This window comes from Sphingomonas sp. IBVSS2, from assembly GCF_002127225.1.
Taxonomy (GTDB): Bacteria; Pseudomonadota; Alphaproteobacteria; order Sphingomonadales; family Sphingomonadaceae; genus Sphingomonas.
In genome coordinates, this window is record NZ_NFUR01000001.1 from 1,104,232 (window position 1) to 1,115,879 (window position 11,648).

Here is an 11,648-nt window from a genome sequence, read left to right on the forward strand (position 1 = left end):
CCGTGTCCCATGCGCAACGCTCAGTCGGCCCGGCGCGACTGGCTCATCCGCCACATCAGTGCATCCTTCCAGCGATCGGGCAGCCAATGGGCGAGGAACAGGAAGACCTTGGCCCCGCCGCCCGTGCCGTAGCGGATGCGCGGGCGGCGCGCGGCGGCGGCCCTGGCGATGGCGTTCGCCACCACTTCGGGCGGGGAGGCGAAGCTGCCGCTTTCGGCGCCGCTCAGCACCGCGGCATGCCGGAGCGCCCAGGGCGCATAGGCACTGCTGCCCGAGCGCTCGACCAGGCTCTGGTGCGCGATGCCGCCCCATTCGGTGCGGATCGCACCGGGCTCGATCACTACCACGCGGATGCCGAAGGGCCTGAGCTCCATGCGCAGGCAATCGCTGAAGCCCTCCACCGCGAACTTGGTCGCATGGTACCAGCCGCCGAACGGCTCGCCGAACTTGCCGCCGATCGACGTGACGTTGACGATCGTGCCCGATCGCTGCGCGCGCATCAGCGGGGTGGCGAGCTGGCAGAGCCGGGCAAGGCCGAAGACGTTGACTTCCATCTGGCGGCGGGCCTCTTCCATCGGCACGTCCTCGATCGCGCCATAGCTGCCATAGCCGGCATTGTTGACGAGCAGGTCGAGCCGGCCGGCGGCGGCGCGGATCTTCTCCATGGCGGCGACGATCGAGGCATCGTCGGTCAGGTCGAGGTCGATCAGCTCGGCGCCGAGGCGCTCGAGCGGCGCCATGCGATCGAGGCGGCGGGCGGCGGCGAAGACCTTGTAGCCGTCCTTCAACAGCCGCTTGACGGTGGCTTCGCCGATCCCCGCGGAGGCGCCGGTGACGAGGGCGGTTTTCTGCATTTCTGGCTCCGGTTGCGATGTGGAGCCTCGTCATATAAGTATGGACCATAGTCCATGGTCAAGAGATGAAATCGCGTGCTGATCTCCGAATTCGCCCGGCGCGCCGGCATGAGCACCGACACGGTGCGCTTCTACGTCCGCAAAGGGCTGCTCGCACCCGCGACGGGCAGGAAGGGCGGCTCCAACCCCTATCAGATCTTCACCGAGGAGCATCTGGACGTGGCGCGGATCATCCGGATGGCGCAGAATCTCGGTTTCTCGCTGCGCGAGATCGCGGCGCTGGCGGCGGAATATCATGATGGGGCGATAACCGCCGAGCGCAGCCTGGAGCTGATGCGGATGCAGCTCGCGCGGCTGGAGGAGAAGGCGGCGCAGGTGAACGCGATGGTCGATTATGCCCGCGCCAAGGTGGCCTGGCTGGAGACGGGGCAGAAGGGTGCCGAGCCGTTGTTCGGGGAATATGAAGGCTGCTGGGCGGAGCCGGCGACCGTGAAGGCGAGCGCGGCCTAGGCCGCCGCGCGCGCCTTCTCCACGCCGCGCAGCGAATTGGCGAAGCCCTCGACGATCTCCGCCTCGACCATGTCGCCGATCCCGGCATCGGTATCGAGATAGACCGACTGGAGCCAGGGCGACTTGCCGAGCATCTGGCCGGGGAGCTTGCCCCGGCGCTCGATCAGCACCGGACAGCTTTTGCCGGCGGTCGCCTGGTTGAAGGCGAGCTGGTCGCGGTTGAGCGCGGCCTGGAGGCGCTGCAGGCGCTCGTCCATCACTTCGGCGGGGACGAACCGGTCGGTCATCTCCGCGGCGGGCGTGCCCGGGCGCGGGCTGTACTTGAAGCTGAAGCATTGGGCATAGCCGACCGCGTCGACCAGGCGCAGCGTCTCCTCGAATTCGGCCTCGGTCTCGCCCGGGAAGCCGACGATGAAATCGCCCGACAGCGCGATGTCGGGCCGCGCGGCGCGGACGCGCTCGAGGATATCCAGATACGAGTCGCGCGTGTGGCTGCGGTTCATTGCCTTGAGGATGCGGTCGCTTCCCGCCTGCACCGGCAAATGGAGGAAGGGCATCAGCTTCGCCACCTCGGCATGGGCGCGGATCAGGCCCTCGCGCATGTCGTTGGGGTGGCTGGTGGTGTAGCGGATGCGCTCCAGGCCCTCGATCCGGTCGAGCGCGCGGATCAGGCCGTGCAGCCCGGTGCCGGCATCGTCGTCCCAGGCATTGACGTTCTGGCCGAGCAGCGTGATCTCGCGCGCGCCGGCATCGACCAGCGCCTTGGCCTCGTCGACCAGTTCGGCGAAGGACCGGCTGATCTCGGCGCCGCGCGTATAGGGCACGACGCAATAGGTGCAGAATTTGTCGCAGCCTTCCTGCACGGTGAGGAAGGCCGTGGGGCCGACCTTGCGGCGCCGGGGCAGCGCGCCGAACTTGCTGAGCGCCGGCATGTCGGTATCGAGGGTCGACTGGCCGCTGGCGGCCTTCGCCACCAGCTCGGGCAGGTTGTGATAGGCTTGCGGGCCCACCACGACATCGACCCTGGCGCGGCGGACGATCTCCTCGCCCTCGGCCTGGGCGACGCAGCCGGCGATGGCGATCATCGGCTCCGCGCGCCCGTCCGCGCGCGCGCCCTTCCGCAGGCGGCCGATGTCCGAATAGACTTTCTCGGTCGCCTTTTCGCGGATGTGGCAGGTATTGAGCACGACGAGATCGGCGGCCTCGCCCTCGGCGGCGGCGGTCATGCCCTGCGCGGCCATCAGCTCGGCCATGCGCTCGCCGTCATAGACGTTCATCTGGCAGCCGAAGGATTTGACCTGAAAGGTCCTGGGATTCTTGGGGGCGTTCATGATTGGCGGGGCTATAGCCAAATCCTTCGTCATGCTGAACTTGTTTCAGCATCCAAGGTGGAATGGGCGAGCCCGTCGCCTGTGAAGGGTTGGGCCCTGAAACAAGTTCAGGGTGGCGATCGGTTATTCGGTTGCCCCCGGCCTCGGCCGATATCCGATCGGATCCTCGGCGAAGCGGAAGGGGCGCAGCGGCTGGCCCAGCACCGCGACCAGCGCCTCCTCGATCCGCCGCCGGCTCTCCGCGGCGATCACCTTGCGGCCGGGAAAGTCGCGCGGGTGGAAGGGCTCGAGGAAATGCACGTCGAGCCGGAAGCTGCCCTTGCGGCCGAGCACGCGCCGCGCATTGTTGAGCCCGCGTTCCTGGCCGATCCAGCAGATGTCGTCCGCCGCCGCGCCATAATGGAGCATCACCGGCTGCACCATCACCCCGGGCGGCGGCGGCTCGAGCACGCGCAGCATCGGCGTCTTGAAGGGGAGGAGCGACTTGCCGTCGGTGGTGGTGCCTTCGGGGAAGACCGTGATCGCCCAGGTCTCCGCCAGCGCGTCGCGCAGCTCGTTGATCTGCTCGGCGACGCCCAGACGGTTTTCGCGCTTCACATAGACGGTGCGGTTGAGCCCGGCGAGCCAGCCGACGATGGGCGAGCTCCGGATCTCGGCCTTGGCGATGAAGGCCGTGCCGCTGGCGCCGCCCAGCGCCAATATGTCGATCCAGCTCAGATGGTTGGAGATATAGAAGACGTCGCGCTTCAGGTGCGTGCCGATGCGGTTGATCCGCGCGCCGCAGATCCTGGCGGCGATGGAGAGGAAATAGCGCGGCCAGGGCGAGGGCAGGCGGGCGAAGCGGAAGAGATAGTGGAGCGGGACGAGCAGCAGCAGCGACAGCACCAGCATCGCCACGCGCCACCCCATCCGGCACCGCTCGGCCAGGGTGAGCGGAGTGTCGTGGCCCTGGATCGCGTCCTCGCGCCGGCGCGCGGCGCGCTGGGCCCGGATCTCGCCGGTGCCCGGCATCTCAGGTCTTGCGGTCGAGCGCGACGCCGTAGAGTTCCATGCGGTGATCGACCAGGCGGAAGCCCAGCCGCTCGGCGATCTGCTTCTGCAACTGTTCGAGTTCGGGATCGACGAACTCGATCACTTCGCCCGTCTCGACGTTGATCAGGTGGTCGTGATGCGCTTCGGGCGAAGGCTCGTAGCGCGCGCGGCCGTCGCCGAAATCGTGGCGGTCGAGGATGCCGGCTTCTTCGAACAGGCGCACGGTGCGATAGACCGTGGCGATCGAGATGCCCGGATCGATCGCCGAGGCGCGCTCATAGACCTTCTCGACGTCGGGATGATCCTCCGCATCGGAGAGGACGCGCGCAATCACCTTGCGCTGTTCGGTGATGCGCAGCCCCTTCTCGTGGCAGAGCGCTTCGAGATCGATCTTACGGCCCATGGGCGCGATGTAGCGTGCGTGCGCCGAAGTTGGAAGACTGTGGCGGAGAAAAGGCGCGGGCAGCGAAAAGGCCGGCCCGGAGCGATCCGGACCGGCCCTTCCAATTCCGGCGGTCTGCGGCTCAGCGCTTGCGGCGCTTGGTGCCCAGGCCGATCTTCTTCGCCAGGCTGCGGCGCTGCTCGGCATAATTGGGGGCGACCATCGGATAATCGGCGGGCAGGTTCCACTTGGCGCGGTACTGCTCCGGCGTCATCTGATAGTGCGTCATCAGGTGACGCTTCAGCATCTTGAGCTTCTTGCCGTCCTCGAGGCACACGATATAGTCGGGCTTCACCGAGGCACGAATGGAAACGGCCGGCTCCTGCTTCACTTCGGGCTCGGCGGCGGCGCGGCCAAGACCCGAGAGCGCGCCATGCACGTTCTGGATGAGAGTCGGAAGGTCGGATACCGCAACGCTGTTGTTGCTGACATGCGCCGCAACAATATCTGCCGTCAGGGTGACCAGCGTTTCATCAATCTCGGCTTGCGTTTCCATTTTTTTCCTTTCGACCCGGCGAAGACGACTATCACTCGTCGCCCGGCGTCACCCTATCGGACCATTTTGGATCAAACGCAAGATCATATTTGCAGATATCCGTAAGTCTCAGTCCAGATCCCGAGCATAGGTATGGGCATCGAACAACTGCCCGCTACGTCCTCGATAATAGTCCTTGCGCTCGCCGACCTTTTCAAAGCCTTCGCGACGGTAGAGCCAGACGGCATCGTTTCCTGAACGCACCTCGAGATGAAGACGAGCGACACCGCGGCCACGGGCTTCTTCGATCACGGCGCGGAGCAGCGCGCCGGCAACGCCGCGGCGGCGCGCGGCGGGGTGCGTGGCGAGGAGCAGCAACTCGGCCTCGCCGGCGATGGCGCGGGCGAGGGAGAAGCCGGCGTCCTGGCCGTCGACGCTGGCCACCACCAGCCAGACGCCGGGGAGCGAGAGCATGCCGAGGCACTGCGCGCTGGTCCAGGCCTCGCCATAACGGGGGTCGAACGCTTCCTGCATGATGCGGTTGACGCTGTGGAGATCGTGCGCCCCGCCCTCGCGCAGCTCGATCAGGTTGATCGTGCCGCTCATGCCAAGCCCCGCTCGGCGAGCGTCTTGGCATCGGGCGCGCGGCCATAGACGGGGCGGGCGGGCAGGGCGGTGAAGCCCCCGGGGAGCAGCCGGACGTCGGCGGCGGCGGGCAGCGCCTCGCGCAGGTCGGGCCCCTCGGCCAGCGGCGCCAGGTGGCGGACGCCGCTGCCAATGGCCGGGCGCCCCTCGAGCGCGGCAAGGGCGGCGGCGGGCGCGAGCGAGCGGAACGGCCCGTCTTCCCGCAGCGGCTGGGAATGGAAAGCCTGCATGAACACCTCACCGTGCCCGCCTTCGAGCACCACGGCAAGGCTGGCGATCGCCGGGTTGGCGGCGAAGCCGGCGGCGGCGACGAGCGCGAGCGACGAAAAGCCGTGCACGTCCGCGCTCCAGCCGATCGACAGGCCGAGCGCCGCGGCGAGGCCGACGCGCACGCCGGTGAAGCTGCCGGGGCCGACATCGACGAGGATGTGCGCCGCCCGGCCCTGGCCCGGCAGCGCGGCGATCATCGGCACCAGCCGCTCCGCATGGCCGCGGCCGACGACTTCATGGGCCGCGGCCACCACGGTCGCCCCATCGAGCAACGCGACCGAACAGGCCGCGGTCGCGGTCTCGATGACGAGAGTCAGATCAGAGGACGCGATTGAACTGCTCGAATTCAGGGCGCGGGAGTCGATCGAAGATGGTGGAGGGGTCGCCATGTCCCAGTGTCGAGATGAAGTTGGACTTCACATTGGGCTGGTCCGCAAAAAAGGCTTCGTCAACCTTCGCGTTGTCGAAACCCGACATCGGGCCGGTATCGAAACCGAGCGCACGGGCGGCGAGCAGCAGATATGCGCCCTGCAGCGACGAGTTGCGGAACGCCGTGGTGTAGCGGCTTTCCTCGGTGGGGAACCAGTCCTTCGCGGTCGGCGCGTGCGGAAAGAGCCAGGGCAGCTGCTCGTTGAACGCCAGGTCCATGCCGATGATCACCGCGGCGGGCGCCTTGCGGATCTTGTCGGCATTGGTGCTGCTCGACAGCTGGGCGAGCTTCTCCTTCGCTTCGGGCGTGGTCAGCCATACGAAGCGTGCGGCCTGGTTGTTGGCCGAGGTAGGGCCCATCTTGAGCAGGTCGTAGATGCTGCGGATATCGGCCTGGGTGACCGGGGCGTCGGTATAGCCGTTATAGGTGCGCGCGGTACGGAAGATCGTGTCCAGCGCCGCGTCGTCGAGCGGTTGGGCCATGGGTATCGGTCCTTTCGTTTTCGGCTTGCTTCGAGCGCGGTGCCGGGGCCGGCACCGCAAGATCTCAAACTGCCCGGACTTCGGTGACTTCGGGGACGTAATATTTGAGCAGCTGCTCGATGCCGTTCTTGAGCGTGGCGGTCGAACTGGGACAGCCCGAGCAGGCGCCCTGCATCTGGAGATAGACCTTGCCGGCATCGAAGCCGCGATAGACGATGTCGCCGCCGTCATTGGCGACGGCGGGGCGCACGCGCGTCTCGATCAGTTCCTTGATCTGCGCAACGATCTCCGCGTCCTCGGGATTGTCGCCGAAGTCCTGGCTCTCGGCCGGCACGCTGAAGCCGGCGGCGGCGGCGTGGAACAGCGGCATGTTCGCCGCGAAATGATCGAGCAGGATGCCGAGCACGCCGGGCTTGGCATCGTGCCATTCGGCGCCGGGAGCGATCGTCACCGAGATGAAGTCGCGGCCGAAGAACACGCCGGTCACGTCGCCCAGGCCGAACAGGGCCTCGGCGAGCGGGGAGGCCTCGGCCTCTTCCGGGCTCGCAAAGTCGCGGGTGCCCGCTTCCATCACGGTGCGGCCCGGCAGGAATTTGAGCGTCGCCGGATTGGGCGTGGCTTCGGTCTCGATCAGCATGGGCGTCATTTGGGCGCTCGGGCGGTGGCGATCAAGCTGGAAGGAGGAAACGAAAGGTTTCCGGTACCCCACCATGGTCATCCGGCCCTGGGCCGGCATGACGGATCGGAGTTCAGTCCTGCCGCTCGTCGTGCATGGTCGCGTCGGTCACGCTCTGGTCGTGGCCGCTCTTGTCGCTGAAGAAGGCGGCGGCGAACAGGCCGCAGCCGAGCAGCGTGGAAAGGAACACGCCGCCGATCGTGGCGAGGATGGCCGAGGGATAGAGCGCGTCGTAGAGCGAGAGATACCAGAGGGCGCCCGCGACCATCAGCACGCCCGCGAATGCGATCCAGGCGATCATCCGGCGGAATTCGGTCCAGGCCTTGGCGCGGTTGGTAGCCATTTGGCGGCAGCTCCTTCGTGTGCGCCATGTGGGCCCGTGGCGCGCGCAAATCAATCGTCGAGCGCCCTCATCGCCGCGTTCCAGCGGTTCACGTTCGCCCGTGCCTCCTGCACGAACGCCGAGCTGCGGATCCAGGCCAGGAACCGGTCGACGAACCACCGGCCGGGCTGGCGGAGCGGCCGGCGGAACTGGACGAGCAGCACCACGCGGGTGCCGCTGGTGTCGTTCCACACCTCGTGATCATAGGTGTCGTCGAACACCAGCGTCTCGCCCTCCGCCCAGCGCAGGATGCGATCGCCGACGCGCATGCGCACGTCGCCGTCGCGCGGCACGACAAGGCCGAGATGGCAGGTGATCAGTCCCTTGGTGACGCCGCGATGCGCCGGGATGTGCGTGCCCGGGGCGAGGATCGAGAAGAAGGCGCTGTTGAGGCCGGGGATCGATTCGACCAGCCGGGTGGTCACCGGGCAGCGATCGAGATTCTCCGGCACGAAATAGCCATAGCCATAGAGGAAATAGCTTCGCCACTTGTTCACCGGCGCGATGGCGCGGTGGTCGGGCGAGATGACGGAGAGCGAGGGCGCGAGATGCGGCGCGATCGCGGCGGCGATCGCCTCGGCGCGGATCGCCTGCCAGTTGGCGCGCAGCGCCTCGGTCCAGGCGAAGTCGCGCACGTCGAGCACCGGGCCGTTCGAGACGAGCGAAAAGCGGGCGATGAACCGGTCGAGGATCCTGCGTAGATGCTTGCCATATTTGATCAGGAAAGGCCGGTCGCGATCGGCGCGCAACGGCGCGTCGGGCATGCTGGTACCCGACATGATCGTAAGATCGGGAATCATTTCCCGTGCTGCGGCGGCCTCGACTTCGCCTGCGTCCCGCCACATTGCGCTGCCCCGCGCGCTCGGCTCGACCTTCACTGCACCTGACCTTGCTGGTTACGCTGCCTTTTCGACCGCGGGACTCGCCCGCACCGCTTCGATTAGCCTGTGGATGGGTCGAAAACATGGCCCCGCTGCGGCGCACAAGGGCCGCTTCGTGTCCCGTGCGTACATCTGGCGGAAAGGTTCGCGCTGGCATGCCCGGCGCTTCGCCCCTAGATGGACGGTCTATGCACTTTTTCCTGCGTGCGCCTCTCGCGCTCCTCGCTTTCGCCGCGCTCGCGCCGGTCCTGCCGGCCCAGGCCCAGGTTTCGACCAATCCCCCGAACGTGCCCGATACGCAGACGGTGGGGCGCCCGGTCCAGACCGCCAAGGATCCCTGGCTCTATGAGAAGAGCGATCTCGTCCATGACGATGCGTGGAAATTCGGGCGGCTTCCCAACGGGGTACGCTATGCCGTGCGCAAGAACGGCGTGCCGCCCGGCCAGGTCTCGGTCCGCGTGCGCATGGATGTCGGCTCGCTCATGGAGCGCGACAGCGAGCGGGGCTTCGCGCACCTGCTCGAACATCTTTCCTTCCGCGGCTCGGTGCACGTGCCCGACGGCGAATCGAAGCGCGTCTGGCAGCGCCTGGGCGTGACCTTCGGCTCCGATTCGAACGCGAGCACCACGTTCACCGCCACTACCTACAAGCTCGACCTGCCCATGGCGTCCCCGGCGGGGCTGGACGAGAGCTTCAAGATCCTGGCCGGCATGATGTCCGGCCCGCAGATCACGCAGCAGATCCTCGATTCGGAGCGGCCGGTGGTGCTCGCCGAGCAGCGCGAGCAGCCGGGGCCGCAGGTGCGGCTGCAGGATGCGATGCTCGACCTGATGTTCGCCGGCCAGCCGCTGTCGCAGCGCGAGCCGATCGGCACGGTGGACACGCTCGTCGCTGCCACGCCGGCAAGCGTGCAGGCATTCCACGAGCGCTGGTATCGCCCCGAGCGCGCCACCGTCATCGCGATCGGCGATGTCGATCCGGCGTTGCTAGAGCAGATGATCGTCAAGCATTTCTCGGACTGGAAGGGCACCGGCCCGGCGGTGCCGACGCCCGATTTCGGCAAGCCCGTCGAAGGCACCCCCGTTGCCGCCAGCATCGTCGAGCCGGCGCTGCCGGTGCTCACCACCATGGCGATCGTGCGCCCCTGGACGGTCGACGGCGATACGGTGATCTTCAACCAGAAGCGGATGATCGACCTGGTCGCGATCCGCATCATCAATCGCCGGCTGGAGACGCGCGCGCGCTCGGGCGGCACCTTCATCGCCGCCGGGGCCGATCTGAGCGACATCGGCCGATCGGCGAACATCACCACCGTGCAGGTGCTTCCCATCGGCGACGACTGGGAAGCGGCGTTGCGCGACGTGCGCGCGGTGATCGCCGACGCCCAGGCCGCGCCGCCGAGCCAGGCCGAGATCGATCGCGAGGTCGCCGAGATCGAATCGTCGATGAAGCAGCGGATCAACACCGCGCCGGTCGAGGCCGGGGCCAAGCTGGCCGACGACCTGGCCGAGGCAGTCGACATCAACGAGACGGTGACGACGCCCGAATTCTCCTACGCGATCTTCAAGGGCGCGGTGGACGGCAAGATGTTCACTCCCGCCACGGTGCTGGCGTCGTCGAAGAAGGTGTTCGAAGGCACCGCGACGCGCGCGATCGTCAACCTGCATGCGCCCGATCCCGCGATCACCACCAAGGTGGCCTCCGCGCTCGAGGCCAATGTCGCGGCGAGCGGCAAGCGCAAGCTGGTGGGCAATGTCAGCTTCGCGGCGCTGCCCAAGCTCGGCGTGCCCGGCAAGGTGGCGAGCCGCGAGCAGATCCTGCCGGGCACCGGCATCGAGAAGCTCGCTTTCGCGAACGGCGTGACGCTGCTGATCCGCCAGGACCCGTCGGAGACCGGCAAGGTCTATGTCAACGTGCGCTTCGGCCGCGGGCTCTCGGGCCTGCCGAACAAGGGCCAGACCCCGGCCTGGGCCGGCGATCCGGCGCTCGTGGCCAGCGGCATCGGCAAATATGGCCAGGAAGAGCTCGACGCCCTGACCGGCCGCCGCCAGATCGGCGCCGATTTCGACGTCGACGACGATGCCTTCCTCCTGAAGGGGCAGACCACCAAGGAAGACCTGCCCGACCAGCTCAAGCTGCTGGCGACCAAGCTCGCGGCACCGGGCTGGGATCCCAATCCGGTGCTGCGCGCCAAGGCGGGCATCCTGTCGGGCTATGCCGGCCTCTCGGCCTCGCCCGACGCGGTGCTGAATCGCGACCTGGAGCGGCTGCTCCACAATGGCGATCCGCGCTGGGGCGTGCCGCCCGAGGCGACGATTCGCGAGACCACGCCGGAGAGCTTCCGCAAGTTCTGGGAGCCGCTGCTGGCGACCGGGCCGATCGAAGTCGAAGTATTCGGCGACATGGATGCCGAGGCGACGGTGAAGGCCGTGGCCGCCACCTTCGGTGCGTTGAAGCCGCGGGTGGCGAGCAAGGCGCCGCTCGCGCCGGTGGAGTTCCCCGCGCACGTCGCCACGCCGGTGACGCTGTTCCACAAGGGCCAGCCCAATCAGGCGGCGGCGGTGATCGCCTGGCCGACCGGCGGCGGCACCGAGAATGGCGGCATCACCGAGAGCCGCAAGCTCGAAGTGCTCGCCGCGGTGTTCCGCGACCGGCTGCTCGACCAGCTGCGCAGCCAGGCGGGCGTGAGCTATTCGCCCCAGGTGGCCAGCCAGTGGCCGCAGGGTTTGCCGGCGGGCGGCAAGATCATGGCGCTCGGCATGGTGCCGCCCGACAAGGTCGACTTCTTCTTCGAGCTGTCGCGCAAGATCGCCGCCGACCTGGTCGCCAAGCCGATCGACGCGGACGAGCTCAACCGCGCGCTCACGCCGCTGAAGCAGCAGATCCTGCGCATGTCCTCGGGCAACATGTTCTGGATGCGCCTGGTCGAGGGCGGCACCTATGATCCCGCGCGGATCGCCGCCGTCGAGACGCTGGCCGCGGACTATTCGCGGGTGACGCCGCAGGACGTGCAGGGGCTGGCGATGAAATATCTCCGCCCGGACAGGGACTGGACGCTCAAGGTGGTGCCGGAGAAGAAGTGAGGCTCCGGCTTCACGCCTGAAACGAGAAAGGCCGGGGTGGAAGCCCCGGCCTTTCTCGTTGGGTTCGCTCTCCAACTTCCACTGTCACCCTGAACTTGTTTCGGGGTCCAACGCGCCTCGCAGGATATCGCTTGGGGAGAGTTGGATGCTGAAAC

General features: G+C 67.6%; 13 protein-coding genes. 2 read left to right on the forward strand and 11 right to left on the reverse strand.

Going from position 1 to position 11,648, the window contains the following annotated elements; genetic code table 11:
- Positions 1-20: 20 nt before the first annotated feature.
- Entirely contained in the window at positions 21-854 is an 834-nt protein-coding gene (locus tag CAP40_RS05400) for an oxidoreductase (RefSeq protein WP_086128270.1), read from the reverse strand.
- 75 nt (positions 855-929) lie between these two features.
- Between CAP40_RS05400 and CAP40_RS05405 the strand changes: the two genes are divergently transcribed.
- Positions 930-1,364: a MerR family transcriptional regulator gene (locus CAP40_RS05405; RefSeq protein WP_086128271.1), complete on the forward strand. Its 435-nt coding sequence runs from the start codon at positions 930-932 to the stop codon at positions 1,362-1,364.
- Here the strand turns inward: CAP40_RS05405 and miaB are convergent.
- The 10 genes from miaB to CAP40_RS05455 form a co-directional block, all read right to left on the reverse strand.
- Positions 1,361-2,695 carry a tRNA (N6-isopentenyl adenosine(37)-C2)-methylthiotransferase MiaB gene (miaB, locus tag CAP40_RS05410; protein ID WP_086128272.1) on the reverse strand — a complete coding sequence of 445 codons (1,335 nt, stop codon included), beginning with the start codon at positions 2,693-2,695 and terminating at the stop codon, positions 1,361-1,363. The two genes, CAP40_RS05405 and miaB, sit on opposite strands and share 4 nt — an antisense overlap.
- 123 nt (positions 2,696-2,818) lie before the next feature.
- Positions 2,819-3,706 carry a 1-acyl-sn-glycerol-3-phosphate acyltransferase gene (locus tag CAP40_RS05415; protein WP_086128273.1) on the reverse strand — a complete coding sequence of 296 codons (888 nt, stop codon included), beginning with the start codon at positions 3,704-3,706 and terminating at the stop codon, positions 2,819-2,821.
- A gap of 1 nt (position 3,707) precedes the next feature.
- Entirely contained in the window at positions 3,708-4,130 is a 423-nt protein-coding gene (locus CAP40_RS05420; RefSeq protein WP_086128274.1) for a Fur family transcriptional regulator, read from the reverse strand.
- A gap of 121 nt (positions 4,131-4,251) precedes the next feature.
- Positions 4,252-4,665: a MucR family transcriptional regulator gene (locus CAP40_RS05425; RefSeq protein WP_086128275.1), complete on the reverse strand. Its 414-nt coding sequence runs from the start codon at positions 4,663-4,665 to the stop codon at positions 4,252-4,254.
- 108 nt (positions 4,666-4,773) lie between these two features.
- Positions 4,774-5,250 carry a GNAT family N-acetyltransferase gene (locus tag CAP40_RS05430; RefSeq protein ID WP_086128276.1) on the reverse strand — a complete coding sequence of 159 codons (477 nt, stop codon included), beginning with the start codon at positions 5,248-5,250 and terminating at the stop codon, positions 4,774-4,776.
- Complete coding sequence (gene tsaB, locus CAP40_RS05435) at positions 5,247-5,876, reverse strand: tRNA (adenosine(37)-N6)-threonylcarbamoyltransferase complex dimerization subunit type 1 TsaB (protein WP_256924043.1); 630 nt, start codon at positions 5,874-5,876, stop codon at positions 5,247-5,249. The genes CAP40_RS05430 and tsaB overlap by 4 nt, the downstream gene beginning before the upstream one ends.
- A 1-nt stretch (position 5,877) precedes the next feature.
- Entirely contained in the window at positions 5,878-6,471 is a 594-nt protein-coding gene (locus tag CAP40_RS05440; RefSeq protein WP_086128278.1) for a malonic semialdehyde reductase, read from the reverse strand.
- Positions 6,472-6,535: 64 nt separating this feature from the next.
- Positions 6,536-7,108: a NifU family protein gene (locus CAP40_RS05445; RefSeq protein WP_086128480.1), complete on the reverse strand. Its 573-nt coding sequence runs from the start codon at positions 7,106-7,108 to the stop codon at positions 6,536-6,538.
- Positions 7,109-7,220: 112 nt separating this feature from the next.
- Positions 7,221-7,490 carry a hypothetical protein gene (locus CAP40_RS05450; protein WP_256924024.1) on the reverse strand — a complete coding sequence of 90 codons (270 nt, stop codon included), beginning with the start codon at positions 7,488-7,490 and terminating at the stop codon, positions 7,221-7,223.
- Between the two features lie 50 nt (positions 7,491-7,540).
- Positions 7,541-8,308, reverse strand: coding sequence for an aspartyl/asparaginyl beta-hydroxylase domain-containing protein (locus tag CAP40_RS05455; protein WP_256924025.1), 768 nt, complete (start codon positions 8,306-8,308; stop codon positions 7,541-7,543).
- 290 nt (positions 8,309-8,598) lie between these two features.
- Between CAP40_RS05455 and CAP40_RS05460 the strand changes: the two genes are divergently transcribed.
- A complete protein-coding gene (locus CAP40_RS05460; protein WP_086128279.1) occupies positions 8,599-11,493 on the forward strand; it encodes a pitrilysin family protein in 2,895 nt (964 codons plus the stop codon).
- Positions 11,494-11,648 lie beyond the last annotated feature (155 nt).

Bases quoted from the DNA above. Each gene is read 5' to 3' on its own strand.
- miaB (WP_086128272.1), bottom strand. From the start codon at position 2,695: ATGAACGCCCCCAAGAATCCCAGGACCTTTCAGGTCAAATCCTTCGGC.
- CAP40_RS05415 (WP_086128273.1), bottom strand. From the start codon at position 3,706: ATGCCGGGCACCGGCGAGATCCGGGCCCAGCGCGCCGCGCGCCGGCGC.
- CAP40_RS05450 (WP_256924024.1), bottom strand. From the start codon at position 7,490: ATGGCTACCAACCGCGCCAAGGCCTGGACCGAATTCCGCCGGATGATC.
- CAP40_RS05440 (WP_086128278.1), bottom strand. From the start codon at position 6,471: ATGGCCCAACCGCTCGACGACGCGGCGCTGGACACGATCTTCCGTACC.
- CAP40_RS05460 (WP_086128279.1), top strand. From the start codon at position 8,599: ATGCACTTTTTCCTGCGTGCGCCTCTCGCGCTCCTCGCTTTCGCCGCG.
- CAP40_RS05430 (WP_086128276.1), bottom strand. From the start codon at position 5,250: ATGAGCGGCACGATCAACCTGATCGAGCTGCGCGAGGGCGGGGCGCAC.
- CAP40_RS05425 (WP_086128275.1), bottom strand. From the start codon at position 4,665: ATGGAAACGCAAGCCGAGATTGATGAAACGCTGGTCACCCTGACGGCA.
- CAP40_RS05420 (WP_086128274.1), bottom strand. From the start codon at position 4,130: ATGGGCCGTAAGATCGATCTCGAAGCGCTCTGCCACGAGAAGGGGCTG.
- CAP40_RS05445 (WP_086128480.1), bottom strand. From the start codon at position 7,108: ATGCTGATCGAGACCGAAGCCACGCCCAATCCGGCGACGCTCAAATTC.
- CAP40_RS05455 (WP_256924025.1), bottom strand. From the start codon at position 8,308: ATGTCGGGTACCAGCATGCCCGACGCGCCGTTGCGCGCCGATCGCGAC.
- CAP40_RS05400 (WP_086128270.1), bottom strand. From the start codon at position 854: ATGCAGAAAACCGCCCTCGTCACCGGCGCCTCCGCGGGGATCGGCGAA.